21 protein-coding genes and 1 pseudogene are annotated in these 24,779 nt (G+C 63.4%); 15 read left to right on the forward strand and 7 right to left on the reverse strand.

The genetic code is table 11. The features are described 5' to 3' along the window. Positions 1–80: 80 nt before the first annotated feature. Genes PM2_RS07935 through PM2_RS07945 form a run of 3 tightly spaced genes read left to right on the forward strand, consistent with a single transcriptional unit; the run spans position 81 to position 3,251 of the window. Positions 81–1,379, forward strand: coding sequence for an MFS transporter (locus PM2_RS07935; protein WP_016713892.1), 1,299 nt, complete (start codon positions 81–83; stop codon positions 1,377–1,379). 19 nt (positions 1,380–1,398) lie between these two features. Continuing rightward, the gene (locus PM2_RS07940) at positions 1,399–2,247 is read left to right on the forward strand and encodes a transketolase (protein ID WP_016713891.1); all 849 of its coding nucleotides are present in this window, start codon (positions 1,399–1,401) and stop codon (positions 2,245–2,247) included. Beyond that, the gene (locus tag PM2_RS07945) at positions 2,244–3,251 is read left to right on the forward strand and encodes a transketolase family protein (RefSeq protein ID WP_016713890.1); all 1,008 of its coding nucleotides are present in this window, start codon (positions 2,244–2,246) and stop codon (positions 3,249–3,251) included. The genes PM2_RS07940 and PM2_RS07945 overlap by 4 nt, the downstream gene beginning before the upstream one ends. Before the next feature lie 64 nt (positions 3,252–3,315). On the opposite strand, the gene PM2_RS07950 is transcribed toward PM2_RS07945, so the two are convergent. The 5 genes from PM2_RS07950 to PM2_RS07970 form a co-directional block, all read right to left on the reverse strand. Further along, positions 3,316–4,851: a DHA2 family efflux MFS transporter permease subunit gene (locus tag PM2_RS07950; protein WP_016713889.1), complete on the reverse strand. Its 1,536-nt coding sequence runs from the start codon at positions 4,849–4,851 to the stop codon at positions 3,316–3,318. Next, on the reverse strand, positions 4,848–6,041 hold the full coding sequence (locus tag PM2_RS07955) for an HlyD family secretion protein (RefSeq protein ID WP_028698839.1): 1,194 nt from the start codon (positions 6,039–6,041) through the stop codon (positions 4,848–4,850). Before PM2_RS07955 ends, PM2_RS07950 begins: the two co-directional genes overlap by 4 nt. Positions 6,042–6,071: 30 nt before the next feature. Next, positions 6,072–6,545: a MarR family winged helix-turn-helix transcriptional regulator gene (locus tag PM2_RS07960; RefSeq protein WP_016713887.1), complete on the reverse strand. Its 474-nt coding sequence runs from the start codon at positions 6,543–6,545 to the stop codon at positions 6,072–6,074. A gap of 136 nt (positions 6,546–6,681) precedes the next feature. Beyond that, complete coding sequence (locus PM2_RS07965; protein ID WP_016713886.1) at positions 6,682–7,311, reverse strand: response regulator transcription factor; 630 nt, start codon at positions 7,309–7,311, stop codon at positions 6,682–6,684. A 13-nt stretch (positions 7,312–7,324) separates the two neighbouring features. Then, positions 7,325–8,731: a sensor histidine kinase gene (locus PM2_RS07970; protein WP_016713885.1), complete on the reverse strand. Its 1,407-nt coding sequence runs from the start codon at positions 8,729–8,731 to the stop codon at positions 7,325–7,327. 195 nt (positions 8,732–8,926) lie between these two features. On the opposite strand from PM2_RS07970, the gene PM2_RS07975 reads away from it, so the two are divergent. The 3 genes from PM2_RS07975 (at position 8,927) to PM2_RS07985 (ending at position 13,615) form a co-directional block, all read left to right on the forward strand. Then, entirely contained in the window at positions 8,927–10,549 is a 1,623-nt protein-coding gene (locus tag PM2_RS07975; RefSeq protein WP_016713884.1) for an acyl-CoA synthetase, read from the forward strand. A gap of 72 nt (positions 10,550–10,621) precedes the next feature. After that, positions 10,622–12,391: an acyl-CoA dehydrogenase C-terminal domain-containing protein gene (locus PM2_RS07980; protein WP_028698838.1), complete on the forward strand. Its 1,770-nt coding sequence runs from the start codon at positions 10,622–10,624 to the stop codon at positions 12,389–12,391. A 216-nt stretch (positions 12,392–12,607) separates the two neighbouring features. After that, positions 12,608–13,615 (forward strand): FecR family protein, encoded by a 1,008-nt coding sequence (locus PM2_RS07985; RefSeq protein WP_016713882.1) that lies wholly within the window; start codon positions 12,608–12,610, stop codon positions 13,613–13,615. Positions 13,616–13,628: 13 nt separating this feature from the next. Here the strand turns inward: PM2_RS07985 and PM2_RS07990 are convergent, their stop codons facing one another. Beyond that, complete coding sequence (locus PM2_RS07990) at positions 13,629–14,948, reverse strand: Na+/H+ antiporter family protein (protein ID WP_016713881.1); 1,320 nt, start codon at positions 14,946–14,948, stop codon at positions 13,629–13,631. Between the two features lie 545 nt (positions 14,949–15,493). Here PM2_RS07990 and PM2_RS32025 point away from each other — a divergent pair. The 8 genes and pseudogenes from PM2_RS32025 to PM2_RS08025 all read left to right on the forward strand — a co-directional run. Next, positions 15,494–16,459 (forward strand): annotated as a pseudogene (locus PM2_RS32025) (methyl-accepting chemotaxis protein); the annotation flags it as partial. Between the two features lie 102 nt (positions 16,460–16,561). Further along, positions 16,562–17,317, forward strand: a complete 756-nt coding sequence (locus tag PM2_RS32030) for a methyl-accepting chemotaxis protein (RefSeq protein WP_371058886.1) — start codon at positions 16,562–16,564, stop codon at positions 17,315–17,317. Between the two features lie 95 nt (positions 17,318–17,412). Then, complete coding sequence (locus PM2_RS08000; protein WP_016713879.1) at positions 17,413–18,429, forward strand: ABC transporter substrate-binding protein; 1,017 nt, start codon at positions 17,413–17,415, stop codon at positions 18,427–18,429. Continuing rightward, on the forward strand, positions 18,426–19,274 hold the full coding sequence (locus PM2_RS08005) for an ABC transporter permease (RefSeq protein ID WP_016713878.1): 849 nt from the start codon (positions 18,426–18,428) through the stop codon (positions 19,272–19,274). Before PM2_RS08000 ends, PM2_RS08005 begins: the two co-directional genes overlap by 4 nt. Positions 19,275–19,344: 70 nt before the next feature. After that, positions 19,345–20,208 carry a LysR family transcriptional regulator gene (locus PM2_RS08010; protein WP_016713877.1) on the forward strand — a complete coding sequence of 288 codons (864 nt, stop codon included), beginning with the start codon at positions 19,345–19,347 and terminating at the stop codon, positions 20,206–20,208. Between the two features lie 124 nt (positions 20,209–20,332). Continuing rightward, positions 20,333–21,250, forward strand: a complete 918-nt coding sequence (locus tag PM2_RS08015) for an AEC family transporter (protein ID WP_028698837.1) — start codon at positions 20,333–20,335, stop codon at positions 21,248–21,250. Between the two features lie 32 nt (positions 21,251–21,282). Next, positions 21,283–21,894, forward strand: coding sequence for a cell wall hydrolase (locus PM2_RS08020; RefSeq protein ID WP_016713875.1), 612 nt, complete (start codon positions 21,283–21,285; stop codon positions 21,892–21,894). A 296-nt stretch (positions 21,895–22,190) separates the two neighbouring features. Beyond that, a complete protein-coding gene (locus PM2_RS08025) occupies positions 22,191–23,042 on the forward strand; it encodes a CAP domain-containing protein (RefSeq protein ID WP_016713874.1) in 852 nt (283 codons plus the stop codon). 44 nt (positions 23,043–23,086) lie between these two features. On the opposite strand, the gene PM2_RS08030 is transcribed toward PM2_RS08025, so the two are convergent. After that, positions 23,087–24,061, reverse strand: a complete 975-nt coding sequence (locus PM2_RS08030; RefSeq protein WP_020371274.1) for a GlxA family transcriptional regulator — start codon at positions 24,059–24,061, stop codon at positions 23,087–23,089. A gap of 105 nt (positions 24,062–24,166) precedes the next feature. Here PM2_RS08030 and PM2_RS08035 point away from each other — a divergent pair, with 105 nt between their 5' ends. Beyond that, complete coding sequence (locus PM2_RS08035; protein WP_016713873.1) at positions 24,167–24,778, forward strand: LysE family translocator; 612 nt, start codon at positions 24,167–24,169, stop codon at positions 24,776–24,778. Position 24,779: the final 1 nt, after the last annotated feature.

The raw sequence follows: 24,779 nt of genomic DNA on the forward strand, positions 1-24,779 counted from the left end.
GCGCTGGCCTGTCGGCTGGCGCTGTTCTGAATCGACGTTACAGCCGTTAGCTGTCAATAAAAACAAGAGATCAGACCATCATGACAACCCTGTCTCTGGAGGCGGTCGTCAGCGTCCGCGCCAACGCGTATCGCAAAACTGCCTGGCGATTGATGCCGTTCCTGATGCTGTGCTACCTGTGTGCTTATCTGGACCGCGTCAACGTTGGCTTCGCCAAGCTGCAAATGATGAACGACCTGTCATTGAGCGAGGCCGTCTACGGCCTTGGTGCGGGCATGTTCTTCCTGGGTTATTTTCTCTGCGAGGTGCCCAGCAACCTGATCCTGCATCGGGTTGGCGCTCGGCGTTGGATCGCTCGTATCATGATTTCCTGGGGCATCATCTCTGCCCTGTTCGCCTTCGTCGAAACGGCCTGGCAGTTCTATGCGTTGCGCTTTTTGCTCGGCATTGCCGAAGCGGGCTTGGCACCAGGGCTGTTGCTGTACCTGACCTACTGGTTTCCCTCCTACCGCCGCGCAAGAATGACGGTGCTGTGGTTCGTGGCGATCCCCCTGTCGGGCATGGTTGGGGGGCCGATCTCCGGCTGGATCATGAACAGCTTTGCAGGCTTCCATGGCTGGGCCGGCTGGCAGTGGATGTTCGTTCTCGAAGCCATTCCGACTGTCATCGTTGGCCTGTTGGTGCTGGCCTATCTGAAGGACGGCGTGCATCAGGCAACCTGGCTCACGGATGATGAAAAGGCGCTGGTCAACAAAGAGTTGGCCGAAGACAACAGCTGCAAGGTCACCCACGCCTCACCTCGTGAGTTCATCCGGGATCGCCGCTTGTGGCTGCTGGCGTGCATCTACTTCTGTGTCGTGATGGGCCAGTACGCTATCACCTTCTGGCTGCCGACACTGGTGCGCAACGCAGGCGTATCCGACCCCTTGCACATCGGCCTTCTGACCAGCCTGCCGTACATCTGTGCAATTGCTGCCATGTTGCTCATGGGCCGCAGTGGCGACAAACACCGCGAGCGCCGCTGGCACCTCGTCGTACCGATGATCGCCGGTGCAATCGGCCTGACGCTGGCAACACTGATGGGCGGCAACCTGTTGCTTTCGATACTGAGCCTGTGCCTGGCGGCTTCAGGCGTGCTGTCGGCTTCCTCGCTGTTCTGGATGCTGCCCACCACGCTGCTGGGCGGCGTGTCGGCGGCGGCCGGTATTGCCGGAATCAACAGCTTCGCCAACCTCGCCGGGTTCTGCTCGCCTTACCTGATCGGCTGGATTACGACCACAACCGGGTCCAGTGCCATCGGCATGTACCTCATCACCGCCGTACTGCTGGTAGGTGCCTGCCTGGTGTTGCGCATCCCTGCCGCTTCGGTCAATCGCTGAGTTAATTGGAGTTTCCCGAATGACTGCTCAACCCTCACCCACCACACTGGCGGCGCTGACAGAGCGCGCCTACAACATTCGTCACCATGCCCTGCGCATGGGCCAGGTTCAGGGCCAGGGCTATGTCGGCCAGGCGCTAGGCGCGGCCGATCTGCTTGCGGTGTCTTACTTTCACGCACTGCGCTACCAGCCTCATAACCCGGAATGGGAACAGCGTGATCGCTTCTATCTGTCCATTGGTCACTACGCGATAGCCTTGTACGCGGCGTTGATCGAAGCCGAAGTTATCCCGCTCGAAGAGCTGGAAACCTACGGCTCCGACGACAGCCGCTTGCCGATGTCGGGCATGGCGGCCTACACACCGGGAATGGAAATCACCGGCGGCTCTTTGGGCCACGGGCTGGGCATCGCGGTCGGCGCTTGCCTGGGCCTCAAGCGCAAGAAGTCGGATTCATTCGTCTACAACCTGTTGTCCGACGGAGAGTTGAACGAGGGTTCGACCTGGGAGGCAGCGATGTCGGCCTCGCACTGGAAGCTCGACAACCTGATCGCAATCATCGACGTCAACAACCAACAGGCTGACGGCCACTCAAGCGAAGTACTGGCTTTTGAACCCATCGTGGATCGCTGGCAGGCCTTCGGCTGGTTCACGCAGCGTGTAGACGGCAATGATCTGCAAGCGCTGGTCACCGCATTCGACGCTGCCCGACAACACCAAGGGGAGCAACCAAGAGTGATCATCTGCGACACCAAGATGGGCAAGGGCGTGGACTTCCTGGAGGGTCGCGAGAAAACTCACTTCATCCGCGTTGATGAACACGAATGGGATCTGGCGCTTGAAAACCTTCAGCTCGGGAGCAGCAAATGAGTAGTGTAAATAACCCGGCAACGGGCAAAAAACGTTTGACCACTTCGGCGATGATTGCCTCGATCGCTTCTGAAGGTCAGACGACACGCCCTGCGCCGTTTGGGCATGCACTGGCGACACTGGCCGAGCAACGTCAGGACATCGTCGGGCTGTCTGCAGACCTCTCGAAGTACACAGACCTGCACATCTTCGCCAAGGCCCACCCGGATCGTTTCTATCAGATGGGCATGGCCGAACAGTTGCTGATGAGCGCAGCTGCCGGTATGGCCCGGGAAGGCTTCACGCCGTTCGCGACCACCTATGCGGTATTCGCCTCACGCCGCGCGTACGACTTCATCTGCATGGCGATTGCAGAGGAAAACCTCAACGTCAAGATCGTATGCGGCCTGCCAGGGCTGACTACCGGCTACGGCCCGAGCCACCAGGCGACGGACGACCTTGCGATCTTCCGCGCCATGCCAAATCTGATGATCGTAGACCCCTGCGATGCGCTGGAAATCGAACAAGCCGTTCCAGCGATTGCAGCGCACCAAGGGCCAGTGTACATGCGCCTGCTCCGGGGCAATGTGCCAGTAGTGCTTGACGAATACGGCTACAAGTTTGAAATCGGCAAAGCCAAGAACCTGCGCACGGGCAACGATGTACTGATCATTTCCACAGGCCTGATGACCATGCGCGCCCTCGAAGCTGCCGAGAAACTGAAGGCGGATGGTGTCGACGTTGCGGTGCTGCACGTACCGACCGTCAAGCCGCTGGACGAGCAAACGATTCTGGCTGAAGCGCGCAAACCCGGACGCCTGGTGGTCACGGCAGAAAACGCTTCGATCATTGGCGGCTTGGGTGAAGCTGTGGCCGGGTTGTTGATGCGCAATAGCGTAACGCCGACATTCCGCCAGATCGCGCTGCCAGATGCCTTCCTGGATGCCGGCGCTTTGCCGACTTTGCACGACCGCTATGGCATCTCAACGCAAGCAGTCAGCGCTCAAATCAAGGCTTGGCTTTAAAAGTAGGCCTGACACGGCCACAGCACTGGGGGTAACCCAGGGTTGTGGCCGTGATACTGCGGCTTCAATGCCCTGCCGAAGCCGGTCCCGCCTTGGCGATGAACGGTGGCTTGGCAAACCACACCAGCAAGATCAACCCGGCAAACACCCAGGTCATCAAGGTGAAGTAATCCACCGTCGACATCATGTACGCCTGCCCATTGAGTATCTGCTCAAGTTGCGCATAGCTCTGCGGGTTAGCCCCACCCAGTTGCTCAAGCGTATGCCGCGTAGCCGGGTCGAACTGGCTGATATTCTCGCTCAGGTAAGCATGGTGCTGATCCGCCCGACGAATCCAGATCCAGGTCGTCAACGACGCGGCAAAACTCCCCCCCAGCGTACGCAGGAAGGTCGCCAGCCCCGACCCGTCGGCGATCTGGTGCGGCGGCAGGTCAGACAGCAGGATGCTCAAGGTCGGCATGAAGAACAGCGCCACACCAATACCCATGAACAACTGCACCAGGGCCACATGCTGGAAGTCCACCTCACTGGTGAAGCCCGCACGCATATAGCAGCTGGTACCGATCGCCAGGAACGCCAGCCCCGCCAGCACCCGCAGGTCGAACCGGTGCGCATACTTGCCCACGAACGGCGACATGATCACCGGCAGCAAGCCGATTGGCGCCACCGCCAGGCCCGCCCAGGTCGCGGTGTAGCCCATCTGCGTCTGCAACCATTGCGGCAGGATCAGGTTGATGCCGAAGAACCCCGCATACCCCCCGACCAGCACAAGGGTGCCAACCCGGAAGTTGCGGTGCACGAACAGGCGCAAGTTCACCACAGGGTGGCGGTCGGTCAGTTCCCAGATCACGAACACGGCCAGAAACACCACCGAAATCAGGCTACCGACGATGATGAACGAAGACTCGAACCAATCCAGGTCATTGCCTTTGTCCAGCACCACCTGCAACGCGCCGACACCGATGATCAACGTGAGCAAACCGATGTAATCCATCGGCTGGCGGCTGGTGACCACAGGCCGCGAACGCATCTGCTGACGCACGACGGCGGCGGCGAACAGGCCGATGGGCACGTTGATGAAGAAGATCCATGGCCAACTGTAGCTGTCGGTAATCCAGCCCCCCAGAATCGGCCCGGCAATCGGCGCCACCACCGTGACCATCGCCAGCAGCGCCAACGCCATCCCCCGCTTGGCCGGGGGGTACACGGCAATCAGCAAGGTCTGGGTCATCGGGTACAACGGCCCGGCAACCACCCCTTGCAACACGCGAAAGCCGACCAGCTCCGGCATCGACTGGGCGATACCGCACAGGAACGAGGCCAGCACGAACAGCAGCGTGGCCCAGATGAACAGTTTCACTTCACCAAACCGCCGGCTCAGCCAGCCGGTCAGCGGCAAGGCGATGGCGTTGCTCACCGCGAACGACGTGATGACCCAGGTGCCCTGCTCGTAACTCACCCCCAGGTTGCCGGAAATGGTCGGCAACGCCACGTTGGCGATGGTGGTGTCGAGCACCTGCATGAACGTCGCCAGCGACAGGCCGATGGTGGTCAGCAGCAGGCTCGGCGGCGTGAACTGGGCAGCGGCGTTGTTGCTCATCGCTGGGCCGTCTTGCCGGTTGCGCTGTTTTCGTGAATCAGCCGGGCAATCAGGTCGTCTGCCTCGACCAGTTGGCGGTCGTACACCTGGGTGGTGTAGCTGGCCTGCTGCGGCGGCTGCTGGGCCAGGGCCGGGCCACTCTGGTCGTGCAGGTCGACTTCCACCACCGTGGAAAGGCCGATGCGCAACGGGTGGTCCTTGAGCTGGTCAGGGCTGAGGTGAATACGCACCGGCACCCGCTGCACGATCTTGATCCAGTTGCCAGTGGCGTTTTGTGCAGGCAACAACGCGAATGCGCTACCGGTACCGGCCCCCAGGCTGTCCACCGTGCCGCTGTACTTGACCTCGCCGCCGTACAGGTCGGCGCTGATCTGCACCGGCTGGCCGATGCGCATGTCACGCAGCTGGGTTTCCTTGAAGTTGGCATCGATCCACACCTGGTCCAGCGGGATCACCGCCATGGTCGCAGTGCCCGGTTGCAGGCGCTGGCCCAATTGCACGGTGCGCTTGGCAACGTAGCCGGTTACCGGTGCCACCAAGGTGGTACGGGCATGATCGAGGTAGGCCTGACGCAGGTCGGCAGCAGCAGCCATCACCTCGGGATGCGAAGACACCACGGTGTCATCGACCAGCGCGCTGCTGGTGCTGAGTTGCTGGCGGGCACTGTTGACAGCAGCCTGGGCCACACTCAGGTCGTCGCGGGCATGAGACAGCTCTTCTGCGGCAATGGCACCGCTGTCGGCGAGCACCTTGCGCCGGTTGAAGTCCTGCTGTGCCTTGCGCAATTCGGCCTGGCGGGTTTCCAGCTGAGCCTTGAGCGAGTCGACGTTGCTGTACAGCCCGCGTACCTGCCGCACACTGCGCGCCAGCTTGGCCTCGGCGGACTGCAAGGCCACCTCGCTGTCGGCCGGGTCGAATTGCAGCAACACCTGGCCGGCGTGGACCAGGTCGCCGTCATCGGCACCAATGCTGGTGACGGTGCCGGTGACCAGCGGGGTGATCTCCACCACGTTGCCGTTGACGTAGGCATCGTCGGTGCTTTCGTGCCAGCGCCCGACCAGGCTGTACCAGGCCCAGGTGCCGATACCGGCAAGGATCAGCAACAACACCAGGCCAAGCAGCCAGGCCTTGCGCTTGCGCGACGGCTCGGGCGCGGCGGAGGGAGTCGGGGTGTCTGCGGGAGTGGCCATGACAATACCTTGGATAATTCGTGACAGGGTTCAACGGTCGCCAAAACGGCGGATCGTCAACGGGTCGCCAGCACTGAGCAGCACCTTGGCCAGCAGGCCTTCCAGGGCCTTGAGCTCGTCAGGTGCCAGCACGCCGCACAACTCGTTCATGGCGGCGGCGCCAATTTCCGGCAGGCGGTCGGCCAGGCGCTGGCCGTCGGCGGTGAGCGCCAGGCGCACCTGGCGGCGGTCGTCGGCGCAGCGGTTGCGCACGATCAGGTCCTTCTGTTCGAGGCGGTCGAGCATGCGGGTCATCGAACCGCTGTCCAGGCCCAGGTAGCGGCACAGCTCGGCCGGGGTGTCTACCTGGTACTGAGTGACGATGATCAGCACCTTGAACTGCGCGGCGGTGACGCCCTCTGATTCAAGGTGCCAGTCGAGAATGCGGTCCTTCAGGATCGCTGCGCGGCCGAGCAACATGCCGATGGCGCAGGTCTGGAAGTTTTCGGGGGAAAAATGGGCCATCGGGGATTGCTCGGGTAATTGTGTGAAAATATTACTGCCTAGGCAGTGAATGTCAAAGCCTTGATTAGGTAGCTATGCAAAATTTCATATTTCTGGCTGAAATGCCGCTTCTGTTAGGGGTGGGGCGCCAAGGCGGCTAGCGCGCTCGCAAGCCCAATGCCTCCACAGCCCCACAGGCAATCGCCATGCCCACCAGTTCTGCCAGGCTGCCCGCCTGCAAACGCTTCATCACCCGCCCCCGGTACAGGTCCACGGTCTTTACGCTGATGCCCAGTTGCTCGGCAATCTCTCGGTTGTTCAACCCCTGGGCCAGCGGCACGAACACATCACGCTCACGCGGCGTCAGGCCGTCGATACGCGCCTGCACCTGGGCCAATGCCTGATCGCCCTGCCGCGCACGCGTGGCATGCTCCAGCGCGGCCTGCACGCTGTCGAGCAGCAACTGGTCGTTGTAAGGCTTTTCGATGAAGTCGCAGGCGCCAGCCTTGAACGCGCGCACCACGATCGGTACATCGGCATGGCCACTGACGAAGATCACCGGCAGCGCCAGGCCGCGCTCGCGCATCGCCTGCTGTACCGCAAGCCCGCCCAGCCCCGGCATGCGCACATCCAGCAGCACACAGGCAGGCCTATCGTCGACGCAGGCATCGAGAAATGCCTGCCCACTGGCAAACGGCAACGCCTGCAAACCCACCGACTCCAGCAGCCACACCGTCGAGTCGCGCATCCCTTGGTCGTCATCGACCACATACACCTTCGCTTGCACCCTCAACTCCCCCTTATCCCCTGCTGACCGCCAGGCGGCAGCACAATACCAGACCGCCGTTGTCACCCGCCCGCGCCCACAGGCTGCCGCCAAAGCCTTCGATCAGGCTGCGGCTCATGCTCAAACCCAGGCCCAGGCCGTCGGCCTTGCTGGTGGTGAACGGCGTGAAGATTTCGTCCAGGCGCTCGGGGTCCACACCCGGGCCCTGGTCAGCCACCTCCACCAGCACGCCGTCGCCATCACGCACAGCGCCGAGCAGGATACGTGACGGCCGCTCGCCCTGCTGCTCGCGGTTGGCATCGATGGCATTGCGCAACAGGTTGAGCAGGACCTGTTCCAGCAACACCCGGTCGGCGTACACCAAGGGCAGTTGCGTACTCATGCGCAGCTCCACCGTCACGTGGTCGCGCGCGGCCTCCCAAGCGCACAAGCGCATGGCCTCCTCGGCGACCTCGGTCACGTCCAGCGCCTGCAGGTTTCGTGGCCCCTTGCGCAGGAAAGCGCGCAAGCGGCGGATCACTTCAGCGGCGTGGGTGGCCTGTTCGCTGATGCGTTGCAACCCCTGCCCTACACGCTCACGGGCCTGCGGGTCGCGCTCGATGCTCGACAGGTAGCGCAAGCTGGCGTTGGCGTAATTGACCACCGCAGCCAACGGCTGGTTGATCTCGTGGGCAATGCCCGAGGCCAGTTCGCCGAGGGTGGCCAGCCGGGCACTGTGCGCCAGGCTTTCCTGGGCTTCGATGCGCAAGGTGATGTCGCGGGACACGCTGACCACCTCCACCACCGTGCCGGTGTAGGTTTCGCGGATGGCCCGGCTGGCGATTTCGAACCAACGGTAACCGCCCGCAGCCTGGCGTACCCGGCAGGTCATGGTGTGGTAGCCATCCTGGTCCAGCGCCGCTGCCGCCTGGCGCAGCACCTGGCGCCGCTCGCGCGGGTGCAGCAAGCTGTGCACGGGCATGCCGCGCAGTTGCTCGGGCCACAACCCGAGCAGGCGGAATGCGGCCGGAGAAGCATCGAGAAAGCGGCCATCGGGGCTGTGCCGGGAGATCAGGTCGGTGGTGTTCTCGATGATCAGCCGATACAAGCGCCGTGCGCGGCTGGCCTCTCGCGCCCCCTGGCGCTCTTCGCTGGCGTCACGGCAGCGCCCTAGCACCTGCTGCCCCTGGTCATCAGGAATGAACGTCCACAGCACGATGCGCTCACCCACCTGCACCTCGACATCGGCAATCGCCCGATGCTGGCGCAGGCAGGCACGTACCAGCGCGGCGCAGTTGGCCGGCAGCCAGCTGGCCAACCCCGGGCCTTCATCTACCCAGGCTTGCAGCGCGGGGTTGAGCGCCAGCGGCCTGGCGTCATCGGCCAGCAGCAGGCTGGGTTGAGGGTCCTTGTCGAGCAAGGGATAAGCGGTCTTGTCCACGGTAGGCGGCTCGTTGTTATAGTAGTTTTACTATATTGCTATAGTCGATATTCCTACTACCATATCGGTTCGCGTAAAACTGCGACAGAGGAAGGCGACCTACCGTACGCCTCCCCGCACCCTGAACAGAGCTAACAATCAGCCACCGGGGGCCAAGCGCACAGGCTGCGCCTGCCTCCCTTACAGGATTACCGCATGTCGATCTATGCCCAGGGCCTGATGCCCGCTGCCGTCAACCATGTCGCCCTCACCCCGCTGAGTTTCATCGAACGCACCGCTGCCGTGTACGGCCAGTATCCAGCCGTGATTCACGGCGCCATCCGCCGTAACTGGCAAGACACCTACCAACGCTGCCGCCGCCTGGCCAGTGCCCTGGCGGGCCGCGGCATCGGCCGTGGCGACACCGTGGCAGTGATGCTGCCCAACACCCCCGCCATGCTCGAAGCCCACTTTGGCGTGCCCATGACCGGTGCCGTGCTCAATACCCTGAACGTACGCCTGGACGCCGAGGCCATCGCCTTCATGCTGCAGCACGGCGAAGCCAAGGTGCTGATTACCGACCGCGAGTTCCATGCGGTGATTGAAGCCGCCCTGGCGCTGCTCGAACATCCGCCATTGGTAGTGGACGTGGATGACCCCGAGTACGGCGAAGGCCGTGCGGTCAGCGAGCTGGACTACGAGGCCCTGCTCGCCGAGGGCGACCCAGAATATGCCTGGGAGTGGCCGGATGACGAGTGGCAGGCCATTTCGCTCAACTACACCTCCGGCACCACCGGCAACCCAAAAGGTGTGGTCTACCACCACCGCGGCGCCTACCTGAACGCCTTGGGTAACCAGATGACCTGGGCCATGGGGCATCGCCCGGTGTACCTGTGGACCTTGCCGATGTTCCACTGCAACGGCTGGTGCTACCCCTGGACCATCACCGCCCTGGCCGGTACGCATGTTTTCCTGCGCCGGGTCGACCCGCAGAAGATCCTTAACCTTATCCGCGAACACCGGGTCAGCCACCTGTGCGGCGCACCGATCGTGCTCAACGCCTTGGTCAACATGCCGGAAGCCGCCAAGGCCGCCATCGAGCACCCGGTACAGGCCATGGTGGCCGGCGCCGCACCACCGGCCAAGGTGATCGGTGCCGTGGAAGAAATGGGTATCCAGGTCACCCACACCTACGGCCTGACCGAAGTCTACGGCCCGGTGACCGTGTGTGCCTGGCATGACGCGTGGGACGAACTGACGCTGGAAGAACGCGCGCGCATCAAGTCACGCCAAGGTGTGCGTTACCCGACCCTCGACGGCCTGATGGTCGCCGACCCGCAAACCCTCGAGCCGGTGCCGCGCGATGGCAACACGCTGGGCGAGATTTTCATGCGCGGCAACACGGTGATGAAGGGCTACCTGAAGAACCCCGAGGCCACCGCCGAAGCCTTCCGTGGCGGCTGGTTCCACACCGGCGACCTGGCCGTGTGGCATGCGGACGGTTATGTGGAGATCAAGGACCGGCTCAAGGACATCATCATTTCCGGTGGCGAGAACATTTCCACCATCGAGGTCGAGGACGCCCTGTACAAACACCCGGCGGTGCTCGAGGCCGCCGTGGTGGCGCGCCCGGATGAAAAATGGGGAGAAACCCCATGCGCCTTCGTAGCCCTGAAGCCTGGCAGGGAAGACACCCGCGAAGCCGACATCACCAGCTGGTGCCGCGAGCACCTGGCCGGGTTCAAGGTGCCCAAGACCGTGGTGTTTGGCGAGCTGCCCAAAACCTCCACCGGCAAGATCCAGAAGTACGTGCTGCGCGACCGGGCCAAAGCCCTCTGATCCCGTAGCGGCCTCTTCGCGGGCATGCCCGCGAAGAGGCCGCACCTGATTTCTCCCCTTCAAGAGCCAACGATGACTACCTATTCAGCCCCACTGCGCGACATGCGCTTCGTCCTGCATGACGTATTCAACGCCCCGGCCCTGTGGGCCCGCCTGCCCGCCCTGGCCGAGCGCATCGACGCCGACACCGCCGACGCCATCCTCGAAGAAGCCGCCAAAGTCACCGGCCAGCTGATCGCTCCGCTCAGCCGCAACGGCGACGAACAAGGCGTGCACTTCGAAGCAGGCCAGGTCACCACACCAGACGGTTTCCGCAAAGCCTGGCACACCTACCGCGAAGGCGGCTGGGTCGGCTTGGGCGGCAACCCGGCGTATGGCGGCATGGGCATGCCGAAAATGCTGGGCGTGCTGTTCGAAGAAATGCTCTACGCCGCCGATTGCAGCTTCAGCCTGTATTCGGCCTTGAGTGCTGGCAGCTGCCTGGCCATCGATGCCCACGCCAGCGAAACGCTCAAGGCCACTTACTTGCCGCCCCTGTACGAAGGCCGCTGGGCGGGCACCATGTGCCTCACCGAACCCCATGCCGGCACCGATCTGGGGCTGATCCGCACGCGTGCCGAACCCCAGGCCGATGGCAGCTATCACATCAGTGGCAGCAAGATTTTCATTACCGGTGGCGAGCAGGACCTGACCGAGAACATCGTCCACCTGGTCCTGGCCAAGCTGCCGGATGCACCTGCTGGCGCCAAAGGCATCTCGCTGTTTCTGGTGCCCAAGTACCTGGTCGAGGCCGACGGCAGCCTGGGCGCACGCAACGCCGCCCATTGCGGCTCGATCGAGCACAAGATGGGCATCAAGGCATCGGCCACCTGTGTGATGAACTTCGATGGCGCCATCGGTTACCTGGTGGGCGAGCCGAACAAGGGCCTGGCAGCCATGTTCACCATGATGAACTACGAGCGCCTGTCCATCGGTATCCAGGGCATCGGCTGCGCCGAAGCCTCTTATCAAAGCGCCGCCCGTTACGCCAACGAGCGCCTGCAAAGCCGCGCCGCCAGCGGCCCGCAGGCGCAGGACAAGGCGGCCGACCCCATCATCCACCACGGCGATGTTCGGCGCATGCTGCTGACCATGCGCACCCTCACCGAAGGTGGCCGGGCGTTTGCCGCCTACGTTGGCCAGCAGCTGGACCTGGCCCGTTACGCTGAAGACACCGGCGAACGCGAACATGCCCAGCGCCTGGTGGCACTGTTGACGCCAGTGGCCAAGGCGTTCTTCACCGACAACGGCCTGGAAAGCTGCGTGCTTGGCCAGCAGGTGTATGGCGGCCATGGGTATATCCGCGAGTGGGGGCAAGAGCAGCGGGTGCGTGACGTGCGCATTGCGCAGATTTATGAAGGTACCAACGGTATTCAGGCTCTGGACCTGCTCGGCCGCAAGGTACTGGCCGACGGCGGCCACGCGCTGGCCAGCTTTGCCGCCGAAGTGCGGAGTTTCAGCGTGGATGCCCCGTTGCACCGCGAAGCCCTGCAGGCAAGCCTGGCGCGGTTGGAGGCGACCAGTGCGTGGCTGCGGGCACGTGTCGGCGAGGATGCCAATCTGGTCAGCTCGGTGGCGGTAGAGTACCTGCAGCTGTTCGGGCTGACGGCATATGCCTACATGTGGGCGCGGATGGCCGCGGCGGCGGTGGCCAAGCAGGACGAGGACGCTGACTTTTACGGTGCCAAGCTGGCGTGTGCGGCGTTCTTCTTCCAACGTATTTTGCCGCGTGGGTTGGGGCTTGAGGCCAGTATTCGGGCCGGTAGTGACAGCCTTTATGGGCTGGAGGCGGCGCAATTCTGATAGGACGTTGGGGGCGCTTTGCGCCCCTTGTGTCGCGATGGGCTGCGCAGCAGCCCCAAGGATCTCAGCCTGCATTTACTTGCGCGAAGGGTTCTCAAACGCTGAAAAACCGTTGCAAATCCGACGAAAAAACGGCACAACTGATAGTCATTCGCCATTACATCGGTTCTCGGGAGCCCTCTAGCAAGGGTAGAATGCGCAAAACCCGGAGCCGCAATGAACCACGACCGCCTCAATCCCAGCCCAGACGATGCCATGACCGACGCCGCCGCGCATTGGTGCATGCGCCTGCACGCCGAAGACTGCACGGCTGGCGAGCGCGAGGCTTTCGCCCGCTGGCTTGCGGCAGATCCGCGGCATGCCGAGGAATACGAGGCAATGCTGGAAATCTGGCAAACCGCCGACCTGTTGCCACGCACCGCCACTGTCGTCGAGTTCAACCCGCCTGCCCGACACCCTGCGCGTCCACGCAGCTGGCGCCCGCTGGCGTCTGCCGCAGCCATCGCCCTGGCGGTACTGCCGCTGGCCGGTTGGGTGGGCTGGGAACAAGGTTGGCTGCCCAACCACTACCAGCACTTCGAAGCCAGTGACCGCATGCAGACCGTGGAGCTGAGCGACGGCAGCACGGTGCAGCTCAACCTCAATACCGAGCTCACCTACCTCAACTACAAGGACCAGCGCCAGGTCATGCTCAAGCGCGGCGAGGCGTTCTTCAAGGTTCAGCACGACAGCAACCACCCGTTCATCGTGCGCGCCGGTCGCGGCCAGACACGGGTCACCGGCACCCAGTTCAACGTGTGGAAGTACCAGGACCAGGTCAAGGTCACCCTGGTGGAAGGCTCGGTACTGGTGTCCAGCGATGGCAGCACCGGCGGTTATCGCCTTGGGCCAGGCATGCAGGCCAGCTACCACCAGGGCGATTTCGAGCCCCAACTGGAGCAGAGCGACGACTACGGCAACAGCCTGGCCTGGCGCAGCGGCAAGCTGGTGCTCGACAACCTGAGCCTGGAACAGGCGCTGCCGGTGATCAACCGCTACCTCGACGCGCCGCTGCTGCTGGCCGATGCCAGCACCGGTCGCATCCGCATCAGCGGCATTTACAACACCCGTGAAGTGGGCCGCCTGGTCAACAACCTGCCCAAGGTGCTGCCGGTCTACCTGACCCGCAGCAAGGACGGCAGCACCGTGCTCAACCGCATCTCGCCGCCGCCCGACAAGGGCTGACGCCCTCCCCGCCTTACAAGGTCATCGCAGCCAACCAGCCGAACGCCAGCAGCGGCAGGTTGTAGTGGATGAAGGTCGGCACCACGGTGTCCCAGATATGGTGATGCTGGCCGTCGACGTTCAGGCCCGAGGTTGGGCCCAGGGTCGAGTCCGAAGCCGGCGAGCCCGCATCTCCCAAGGCACCGGCAGTACCAACGATGCACACCGTGGCTACCGGGTCGAAGCCCAGTTGCACGCACAGCGGCACGAAGATCGCGGCCAGGATCGGCACAGTGGAGAACGACGAGCCGATACCCATGGTCACCAGCAGGCCCACCAGCAGCATCAGCAAGGCGCCGATGCCCTTGCTGTGGTCGATCCACTGGGCCGAGGTTTCCACCAGGCTTTTCACCTCACCGGTAGCCTTCATCACATCGGCAAACCCCGAGGCGGCAATCATGATGAAGCCGATCATGGCCATCATCTTCATGCCCTCGGTGAACAGGTCATCGGTGTCCTTCCATTTGACGATGCCCGACAGCGAGAAAATCAGGAAGCCGACCATGGCCCCGATGATCATCGAGTCCAGCAACAACTGGACGATGAACGCTGCGGCAATTGCCAGCCCGGCCACCAGCAGTGTCAGCGGGTTGTACTGCACGCTCACCTGTTCCACCTGCTCGATGCGGGCCAGGTCGTAGTCACGCTTCTTTCGGTAGCTGATGAAGACGGCCAGCAACAGGCCTGCGAGCATGCCTGCCGCCGGGATGGCCATGGCCTGGGTCACATTGACGCCACTCACATCGACACCGGCACGGGCAACGTTGGCCAGCAGGATTTCGTTGAGGAAGATGTTGCCAAACCCCACCGGCAGGAACATGTACGGGGTAATCAGACCGAAGGTGATGACGCAGGCGATCAGCCGACGGTCGATGCGCAAACGGGTCAGCACATACAAAAGCGGCGGCACCAGCAGCGGGATGAAGGCAATGTGGATGGGCAGGATATTCTGCGACGACACCGCCACCACCAGCATCAGGCCAATCATCAGCCATTTGACCTTGCCGCCATTGGCGTGGCCCTGGCGATCGATCATGGCCAGTGCACGGTCAGCCAAGGCATGGGCCAGGCCGGACTTGGCGATGGCCACGGCAAAAGCGCCCAACAGTGCATAGGACAAGGCCACCGTGGCACCCCCGCCCAGGCCGCCGTTGAAGGCCTTGAGCGTGCCTTCGACGCCCAGGCCGCCCACCAGCCCACCGACCAGGGCGCCAATGATCAGGGCGATGACCACATGCACGCGGGACAGGCTGAGTATCAGCATGATGCCGACCGCGGCGATCACTGCATTCATGGTTGGCTTACCTCATTACGACAGAAAAAAGCGCGAACTCTGAAGCAGTGGGCGGCAGATGTCAAAAGCGCCATGTTGCGGCGCATTAGCAACTCCTAAAGGATCACGCTCCCACAGGGGGTCGCAAGCGACCTCAACAATTAAATTGAACGTTTGAATAAAGAAAAAACGGCGCCCGCCGACACAGTCGCTAGCCACACTCTTATTACAAGGGATTCGACCCCATGCCTTTGCGACAACTTTCCATCCAGTGGAAAATCACCCTGCTCGCCGGTCTCTGCCTGGCCGGCATCGTCACCTTGCTCGTTGGCCTGTCGCTGTACCGCATGGACCACAGCTCGGACCTGGTCAAAGCCAGCAGCATGCAGATGCTGACCGAGGCGGCGCAATCGCGCATCGAGTCGCAGGGTGAGGTGCAAGCCCTGAATATCCGCCGCCAGTTCATGGACGCCTATCAGTACGGTGCAGGCTTCGCCCGCCAGGTGCTGTTCCTGCGTGAGCAGGCGGAAAAACGCTATCTAGATGCCTTCGACCTGCGCGAGGACATGACCCGCCAAGTGCGCGCCGCACTGCAGGCCAACCCCGACCTGCTTGGCCTCTCGCTGGTGTTCGAACCCAACGCACTGGACAACAAGGACAGCCTGTTTGCCGGCAAGGCGGAGCTGGGCAGCAACGAAACCGGGCGTTTTGCCCTGTACTGGTCGCAACCGCGCGCCGGCCAGCTGACCGCCATGGCGCTGCCCGAGCATGACATGGCCAACACCGAGATCGGCCCCAGCGGCCAGCCGGCCAACACCTGGTGGGTGTGCCCGCGCACCACCGGCAAGGTGTGCGTGGTGGAGCCGTACTTTTACGACATCGATGGCCAGCAGGTGCTGATGACCAGCATCGTCTTCCCGCTGGCGGTCAACGGCAAGATCATTGCCACCCTGTCCATCGACATCAACCTCAACAGCCTGCAGGCCCTGAGCCAGGACGCCAGCCGCAGCCTGTACGAAGGCCGCACCACGGTCGGCATCCTCAGCCCGGTCGGCCTGCTGGCCGGCTACAGCGCCGATGCCAGCAAGCTGGCCCAGCGCTTCGATCAGGTGGACCCTACCAACGGCGCCGAACTGGTGCGCAAGCTGGCCGATGGCAAGATGACCATCCTGCACGACCAACAGCGCCTGAAAGTGCTGGCCGCGTTCCGGCCGATCCCCGACGCCCAACCTTGGGGCGTGCTGCTGGATGTGCCGGAAAACGCTCTGACAGGGCCTGCCGAAAAGCTGAAGCAGGAACTGGACACGCTGAACACCAGCGGCACCCTGCTTGAACTGGGCCTGGGCCTGGCTGCAGCCATTGCCGGCCTGCTGATGGTGTGGCTGATGGCCCGTGGCGTTACCCGGCCCATCCTTGGCGTGGCCGCCATGCTCAAGGACATTGCCAGTGGTGAGGGCGACCTGACCCGCCGCCTGGCCTACCAGAAACAGGACGAACTGGGCGAACTGGCCGGCTGGTTCAACCGCTTCCTCGACAAGCTGCAGCCGACCATCGCCGAGGTCAAACGCTCGGTGCAGGCCGCCCGAGGTACCGCCGACCAGTCCTCGGCCATTGCCAGTGAAACCAGCGCCGGCATGGAACAGCAGTACCGCCAGGTCGACCAGGTGGTCACCGCCTCGCACGAAATGAGCGCCACCGCCCAGGACGTGGCCCGCAGCGCGGCCCAGGCCGCGCAGGCTGCCCGTGATGCCGATCAGGCCACCCGTGAAGGCCTGGCGGTGATCGACCACACCACCACCAGCATCGATGCCCTGGCCGCCAACATGAGCGACGCCATGGCCGAGGTCCAGGGCCTGGCGCAAAACAGCGAGAAGATCGGCTCGGTGCTGGAGGTGATCCGCTCGATTGCCGAGCAGACCAACCTGCTGGCCCTCAACGCGGCCATCGAGGCTGCCCGCGCCGGTGAAGCCGGCCGTGGCTTTGCCGTGGTGGCCGATGAAGTGCGCAACCTGGCCCGGCGTACCCAGGAGTCGGTGGAAGAAACCCGCCAGGTGATAGAAGCCTTGCAGGCAGGCACCCGCGAGGTGGTCGACGCCATGGACAACAGCCATCGCCAGGCCCAGGGCGGCGTCGAGCAGGTTGGCCAGGCCGTGACGGCGTTGCAGCGTATCGGCCAGGCGGTGACCGTGATTACCGACATGAACCTGCAGATCGCCTCCGCCGCCGAAGAGCAAAGCGCGGTGGCTGAAGAAATCAACAGCAACGTGGCGACGATCCGCGACGTCACGGAGTCGCTGTCGGGCCAGGCCAACGAGTCGGCGCGGGTCAGCCAGTCGCTGAACAGCCTGGCCAACCAGCAGCAGGCGCTGATGGACCAGTTCCGCGTCTGAGGCAGGCTGGGCCGCCTCGTGCGGCCCTGAATACCGCTCAAACCTCGTCGTCTACACTTGCCTGCACCCAAGGCGCGGCAAACGACGAGGTCTGGATGAAGAAGCTTTCAACACTGCTGGCGGGCCTGCTGCTGGCCGTAGGCCTGGCAAGCACTGACAGTGCCGCTTCGGCAGAACAACGCCCACCCATCCATTTTGGTGCCATCGGCTGGGAAAGCGGCGCCCTCACTACCGAAATCCTGCGGCTGATCGTGGAGCGCGGTTATGGCTACCCTACAGACACCCTGCCCGGCAGCACGGTCAGCATGGAGGTGGCCCTGGCCCGCAACGACCTGCAAGTGATCGCCGAAGAGTGGGCCGGACGCAGCCCGGCCTGGGTCAAAGCCGAGCAGGCAGGCCAGGTATTCGCACTGGGTGATACGGTGAAGAACGCCGAAGAAGGCTGGTGGGTGCCTGCGTATGTGATCGAGGGCGACGCCGCTCGCAAACTGAAGCCCATGGCGCCCGAATTGCGCCATGTCGACGACCTCAAGCGTTACCCGCAGGTATTTCGTGACCCCGAGTCGCCCGACAAAGGTCGCTTCCTGAACAGCCCCACTGGCTGGACATCGGAAACGGTCAACAGCCAGAAGCTCAAGGCATACGGCCTGGACAACCTGTACACCAACTTCCGCAGTGGCTCCGGTGCTGCGATGGATGCCGAAATCGGCTCAGCCTTCCGCCGTGGCCAGCCGGTGTTGTTCTACTACTGGAACCCGACCCCATTGATGGGGCGCTACAAGCTCATACGGCTTGAAGAACCACCGTTCGATGCCCAGGCCTGGGCCACCCTCACCGATGCCAGCAACCCCAACCCGCAGGGCAGCCGTTCGCTGCCGGCAAAGTTGTCGATTGGTGTGTCCAAAGCCTTCCGTGAAGGCTACCCGGACCTGGTGACGGTGTTCGAACAGGTCGACTTGCCGATCGACCGGCTCAACAAGGCGCTGGCCGACATGAGCGAAAAACGCACGCCGCCGCGCGATGCCGCCCTCGCCTTCCTGCGTGACAACCGTGCCGTCTGGAAGGCCTGGCTACCCAGTGAAGTCGCCGCCAGGGTCGAGGGCAGCCTGTGAGCAACGGCTTCCCGCAAGCCTTGCAGTTTTCCTTTGCCGACAGCGTCAACCGGTTGGTCGATTGGCTGGTACTGAACTACGGCGATCATTTGCGTAGCGTTTCCGACCAGTTGCTGCAACTGCTGGTAGCCCTGGAAAACCTGCTGCGCCTGTTGCCGTGGTGGCTGTTGTTGCTGCTGGTAGGCGTGCTGGCCTGGCACGCCAGCCGAAGCCTGCTGCGCAGTGCGGTACTGGTGTCGCTGCTGGCCCTGATCGGCATGCTCGGGCTGTGGGACAAACTGCTGCAAACCTTGGCCTTGGTGCTGGTGAGTACCGGCCTGTGCGTGCTGGTGGGCGTGCCGCTGGGCATTCTGCTGGCTGCCCGGCCACTGGCGAAGCGGCTGTTGTTGCCAGTGCTGGATGTGATGCAGACGCTGCCTGCTTTCGTTTACCTGATCCCGGTGCTGATGCTGTTCGGCCTGGGCAAGGTGCCCGCCGTGTTTGCCACACTGATCTACGCCCTGCCGCCGTTGGTGCGATTGACCGAACTGGGCCTGAGCCAGATCGACCCCTCGCTGCTACAGGCCGCGCACGGTCTGGGGGCCAGCCGCTGGCAACGCTTGCGGCGCATTGCCCTTCCGCTGGCGCTGCCGAGCATCATGGCCGGGCTGAACCAGTCGGTAATGATGGCCCTGTCAATGGTGGTGATGGCTTCGATGATCGGCGCCCGCGGGTTGGGTGAGGATGTACTGATGGGGATCCAGACGCTGAATGTGGGGCAAGGTGTGGAGGCCGGGCTGGCAATTGTCGCGTTGGCCATGGTGATTGACCGGATCAGCCAGGCGTACGGGCGCAACGGGCACTGAACAGTGTTGCCGGCGATAGGGCCGGGCCTGACAATGCAGCTCTGTCAGCTTGAAACCGGACCTCATCCGCATGTCCCTCAAAGCCCTGCGCACCCTGGTAACCATCGCCCGCCATGGCACCTTTGCCCGCGCCGCCGACCTGCTCAGCCTCACACCTTCGGCAGTGAGCCTGCACATCAAAACCCTTGAAGACGAATTGCAGGTGACCTTGTTCGACCGCAGCCGTCGGCAGGTGGTACTGACCGAGGCCGGCCAGTTGGCCGTGGCGCGTGCCGAAACCATCCTGGGCGCCTATGACGAACTGGCCGACGCCCTGGCCAGTGGCCCTGGCCTGCGTGGCCGCCTGCGCCTGGGGGCCATCCACACGGTGCTGGCGCGGCGTCTGCCCAAGGCGCTGGTCTGGATCAAGACCCACCATCCGCAATTGCATATCAGCGTGGCGTCGGGGATGTCGGCGGAACTGGCGCGGCGCGTGGAGGACGGCGAACTCGATGCAGCGATCACCACCGAGCCGGTCAGCCCCTACCCGCAAAGCCTGGACTTCACACCGTTGTTCGAGGACCGCTTCTGGGCCATCGCCAGCCCGGAACTGGCCGGGCACGGTGTAGCCGAGTTGCTGGCCAGCCAACCGTTCCTGCGCTTCGACAAACGCGCCTGGGCCGGGCGGCAGATCGAGCAGGAACTGCGCCGCCAGCATCTGCAGGTGAGCGAGCAAATGGAGCTGGACAGCCAGGAGGCCCTGGCGCGCATGGCCGTGATGGGCCTGGGCGTGGCGATCATCCCCATGGCGGATGACGACCTGCAACGCCTGCCACCCGCCACCTGCCTGCCGTTTGGCGAACCGCAACTGACCCGGCGGGTGGTGTTGCTGGAGCATGAGAAAAGCCAGCGGCGGCATTTAAGTGCGGTGTTGAAGACGGCCTTGGAAGCGTGAGCGCCAACGGGCGCCGTCGCCTCAACAATGCATTTTTTCTCAACAGTCAGTGCAGAAAACAACGTTTTTACAAACCCTTTCTCACCCGTAGTCTGTGCGCGTACCCGACCACGGAACGTCGAACATGCTCCCGTTGCTGCTGACCACCCTGCTACCGATCATCCTGCTGATTGCCCTGGGCACCTTCCTGCGCCTTCGCGGCTTTTTGGTCGAAAGCTTCTGGCCGGGTGCCGAACGCCTGAGCTACTACGTATTGCTTCCCTCGTTGTTCCTGCACGGCCTGGCCACGGCCAACCTCGACGGCGTGCCAGTGCTGGGGATGGTCGGTGTGCTGATGCTGTCGACCCTGACCGGGGCGCTGCTACTGGTGCTGTACCAAGGCGCTGTGAGCCACGATGGCGCCGATTTCACGTCGGTCTTCCAGGGCGGTATCCGCTTCAACAACTACATTGGCGCCACACTGGCCGCCGGCATCTACGGCAGCGCCGGCATCGCCCTGGCCGCAGTGGCCAATGCCGCCATCGTGCCCTTGGTCAACCTGCTGTGCGTGCTGGTGTTCGCCCGCTTCAGCGCCCGCCACAGTTCACCGGCCACGGTGCTGAGGGCGATTTTCGCCAACCCTTTGATCGTCGGTTGCGCGGGCGGCTTACTGCTGCGGGTGACGGGGCTGGGCCTGCCGCCCGGCATCGAACCCACGATCAAGGCGCTGGGCCAGGCCGCCCTGCCGATGGGTCTGCTGTGCGTTGGCGCGGCACTGGGTGGCGCCAGCCTGGGCCAGCAGGTGCGACCGTTGATGGCGGCCTCGGCGTTCAAGTTTCTGATCATGCCGCTGACCACCTGGGGCTTGTGTCGCCTGGTTGGCCTGAGTGGCCAAGCAGCGGTCGTGGCGGTGCTGTTCCAGGCCCTGCCTACCGCCTCTTCGTCCTACGTGATGGCACGGCAAATGGGTGGCAACGCCCCGCTGATGGCCACCATCATTGCCCTGCAGACCGTGGCCGCCGCAGCCACCCTGCCTTTGGTACTAATGCTTACGCTTGGCTAGACTGGTATCAGCCCTCTTTCGGAAGCTTGCCCATGCGCCTTGCCTGGATCCTGATCGGCTTGACCTCGGCCCTGCTCGCAGGCCCCTTGCAAGCAGCCGACACTGCCAAGGCCGCAGTGGCTGAAGACAAAGCCGAAGTGCTTGAAGAAAAGGTGGTGGAAGACGCCCCTCCTCCCAAGAAAGCAGAAAAACTGACCCCAGGTGAAGCCCAGGCGGTCGATCCCGCCGGCCAGGCACCGCTGGACGACAGCATCACCTGCCTGGCCCGCACCATCTACTGGGAAGCCAAGGGCGCCGACGCCGAAGACATGTCGGCTGTGGCCAGTGTGGTGCTCAACCGCCTGGGCCACGATGGCTTCCCCGATACCATCTGCGGCGTGGTCAAACAGGGCGTGGAAACCAAGGCGTGCCAGTTTTCCTGGTGGTGCGACGGGCGCCCGGACCAGGTCGAGGAAGCGCAACGCTACGATGTGGCCAAGGAAATCGCGCGCAAGGCGCTCAACCAACAGTTGAAAGACCCCACCGGCGGCGCCCTGTACTTCCACGACCGCACCGTGCACCCTGACTGGGCCAAAACCTACCGCAAGACGGCGCAGACCACGCATTTCCTGTTCTATAAGCCGAATCAGGCGTTGGCCCGTTGATGCGGTACCGACCAATCAGAAACCGATGCTACCTGAAAACTTGACCAGCCGTGGGTCACCCTGCGCTACCTGGAAGGTTGGGAACAGTTGGCGTTTGAGTATTGTTTCTGGCCGATGTTACGAATGATTACCAAGTAATCGCACTTTTGTGCCGACCAGTGGTCTACTCCCTCTTTTGCCGCCCGCAACGATTGCCGGCGGTTTCATTGCTTTGCACCCGCCAGGGGCCAAAAGCCCCGGGCTTGTGTAGGATGAGCAGCGCATACCACGACGCTGCCAGTCATAGGGAGATCCACATGCGCGTCCTGTCATCCGTTGCCGCCTTGTCACTGGGCCTGGTCGTCTCGACCGGGGCACTGGCTGTCACCGGCGAAGAGGCGCAACTGATCGATTCGATCAATGTCTACCGCAGCCAGGCCCAGCCCTGCGGTGGCGAGGCGTCGCTGGAGCTGCCGCCGCTCAACAGCGACACCCGCCTGGCGCTGTCGCCAGAAGGCACCCGTGACCTGCAGCAGGCCATGACTCGCGCCGCCTACCCCATGGTCAACGTTCAGGCCATCAGCCTGTCGGGGCCACGCGATGCGCGCGCTGCCATGCACGCCATCGAAGAAAGCTTTTGCCAGGTGGTGCTCGACCCGCAGTTCGTCGATATCGGCGTCAGCCAGGAAGGCCGCGACTGGCGCATCGTGCTGGCCCGCCCACTGCTCAGCGGCCGCCTGGGTGACTGGCAGGTCGAAGGGCAGAAGGTGCTGCAGGAAATCAACGCCGCGCGCAAAGTGCCGCGCCAATGCGGTGGCCAACCCTTCGCCGCCGCCCCCGCCCTGAGCTGGAGCACCGCACTGGCCGGCGTAGCCGCCAACCACACGCGTGCCATGGCCAACCAGAACTTCTTCGACCACATCGACAAGGAAGGCCGTACCCCGGGTGACCGGGCGGAACTGGCGGGTTACCTGTACCAGCAGATTGGAGAGAACATTGCGGCCGGGCGTGATACCGCGCAAAAGGTAGTCGAAGGCTGGCTGGAGAGCCCTGGTCATTGCGCCACGCTGATGAACCCGGACTTCCGTGAAATGGGTGCGGCTTATGCGGTGGACCCAAAGAGTGACGCAGGGATCTACTGGACGGGGTTGTTCGGGACGCCGCAGTAACTTTGCAACGACTTGCCCGCTCCCACTGAAATCTGCGCCAGGCTTCAGCCCTGGAGGTTACCTGCGCGTAACTCAAGGGCAGTACACCCAAACCGCCGTCGTACGCATTTCCCCAGGTAACTGGCATCGCCCAGCCCTACTTCATCGGCAATCTGCGCCAGGCTGTGGCTGGAATTGAGCAAGCGCCAGCGCGCCTGCTGCAAGCGCATCTCCAGCCACCAGGCCTTGGCGCTCATGCCATGGCTGGCCTGAAATTGCCGGTCGAGCTGGCGCCGGCTGATGCCCAGTTCAGCCGCCAATTGCTCCAATGCCAGCGGCGTAGCCAGGTGATGGCGCATCAACGCCTGTGCCCGCTGCACCTGCCGCCCCTGCCCGGCGGCCAGCTCAAGCGAGCGTAGCGCATGGCGGCTGTCGCGGGTTTCGTCCACCAGCATGTCGGCCAGCCCTTTGAGCGCCCGGGTTCGCCCGCAGGCCTGTGACAACAATGCCACCGCCAGGTCGATAGCCGCCGTACCACCTGCGCAGGTGATACGGCTGCCGTCGATGCAATACAGCTGCTCACGCAGCACCTGCAACTGCGGGAATGCTGCACGAAACTCGGCTTCGTGGCGCCAGTGCACCACCACCTTGTGCCCTTGCAACAGCCCGCAGGCAGCCAGCAGGAAGGCGCCGTTGTCGACCCCTACCAGCTTGACCCCGGCTTTGCCGGCCCGCTTGAGCAAGGCCTGGTAGCGCGGCGCCAACGCGGCAGTGGCCATGGCATTGCGCCCGCCGAACACGACCAGATAGTCGAAACGGGTCAGATCGACCTGGCCGGCATCGGCCTCGACCTGCACCACCGCGCCACTGCTCGATGGCACCGGGTCGAGGCTGAGCCCTGCCACGGTCCAGCTGCAGTAGCGCTGCTGACTGTAGTCTTCGTCATCGGCGCTGAAGCGCAACTTGTCGAGAAAGGCGCCGAACGGCAACAGGGCAAAATCCGGTAACGGCAGGATCAGCAAACGGATATCAGGCAGCATGGTGTTGCGTCCAGAAACGACTGTTCAATGTCCAGATACTACCCTTCATGGGTGCAGTTCGCGCCATAAACTGGCCCCCTCCACACCAACAAGGCACTTGCGCAAATGGCACTCGACACCTGGCTGATCTACCTGCTGGCCAGCATTGGCCTGTCACTGACCCCAGGCCCCAACAGCTTGCTGGCCCTGACCCATGGTGCCCTGTACGGCGCCCGGCGAACGTTGTTCACGATCGTTGGCGGGGTGTTCGGCTTCAGCGCCCTCATCGCCCTGGCGATGTTCGGCCTCAGTGCCTTGCTGCAAACCTCGGCCTCGGTGCTGAGCGTGTTGAAATGGGTGGGGGGTGCTTATCTGGTCTGGTTGGGTATCCAGCTGTGGCGCAGCCCGGGGCTGCACCTGGAACTGAACGAGCGCAGCGCTCGGCTTGGCAATGCCGGCCTGTTCCGCCAAGGCCTGTTGTCGGCCATGGCCAACCCCAAGGTGCTGCTGTTCTATGGGGCCTTTCTGCCGCAGTTCATCGACCCGCAACGCGGCTTGATGCTGCAGTTCGTGGTGATGGCAACGACCTTCGCCAGCGTCGAGTTCCTGGTCGAGTACCTGCTGGCGCGGTTGGCATTTCGTATTCGGCCTTGGCTGGCCAAGGGGGGGAAGGGTTTCAACCGTTGCTGCGGCAGCCTGTTTGCCCTGATCGGTGTGGCGCTGCCGCTTGGCCGATGAC

It is taken from the genome of Pseudomonas monteilii NBRC 103158 = DSM 14164, assembly GCF_000730605.1.
Classification (GTDB): Bacteria; Pseudomonadota; Gammaproteobacteria; order Pseudomonadales; family Pseudomonadaceae; genus Aquipseudomonas; species Aquipseudomonas monteilii.